Origin of the sequence: Mycobacterium sp. E2327 (genome assembly GCF_001672675.1) — a bacterium.
GTDB lineage: Bacteria > Actinomycetota > Actinomycetes > Mycobacteriales > Mycobacteriaceae > Mycobacterium.
Map to the genome: position 1 here is coordinate 1 of NZ_LZKE01000239.1, position 792 is coordinate 792.

Consider the following 792-nt stretch of genomic DNA (forward strand, 5'->3'; position numbering starts at 1 on the left):
AACGTGCAGGCGCACTACGATCTGTCCGACGACTTCTTCCGGCTGTTCCTGGACCCGACCCAGACCTACAGCTGCGCTTACTTCGAGCGAGACGATATGACCCTCGAGGAAGCGCAGAATGCGAAGTTCGACCTGGCGCTGGGAAAACTGAACCTCGAACCCGGAATGACGCTGCTCGATATCGGCTGCGGCTGGGGCGGGGCGCTGCGGCGCGCCATCGAGAAGTACGACGTCAACGTCGTGGGCCTGACGCTGTCGGAAAACCAGGCCGAGCACGTCCAGCAGATGTTCGACGGGCTGGACACGAACCGCTCGGCGCAGGTGCTGCTGGAGGGGTGGGAGAAGTTCGACGAACCCGTCGACCGGATCGTCTCCATCGGCGCCTTCGAGCACTTCGGCCGGCAACGGTGGGGCCACTTCTTCAAGATGGCCTACCGGGTGCTGCCGGCCGACGGGGTCATGCTGCTGCACACCATCTCGCGCCCGACCTTCAAAGAGGCCAGGGCCCAGGGCACCCCGTTGACCCACGAGGTCGTTCACTTCACCCAGTTCATCCTGGCCGAGATCTTCCCCGGCGGATGGCTGCCGACGATCCCGTCGGTCGAAGAGCACGCCGGCGACGCCGGTTTCAAGGTGACCCGGATCCAGTCGCTTCAGCTGCACTACGCCAGGACGCTGGAGATATGGGCCGCCGCGCTCGAAGCCAACAAGGACAAGGCCATCGCGATCCAGTCGGAGAAGGTCTACGACCGGTACATGAAGTACCTCACCGGCTGCGCCAAGTTGTTCGGG

The 792-nt window shown here is 64.0% G+C and carries 1 protein-coding gene; it reads left to right on the forward strand.

Going from position 1 to position 792, the window contains the following annotated elements; all coding sequences use genetic code 11:
• Positions 1 to 792, forward strand: a 792-nt coding sequence (locus tag A5712_RS27495; protein WP_156766803.1) for a cyclopropane mycolic acid synthase family methyltransferase, incomplete at both ends; no start/stop codon positions are given.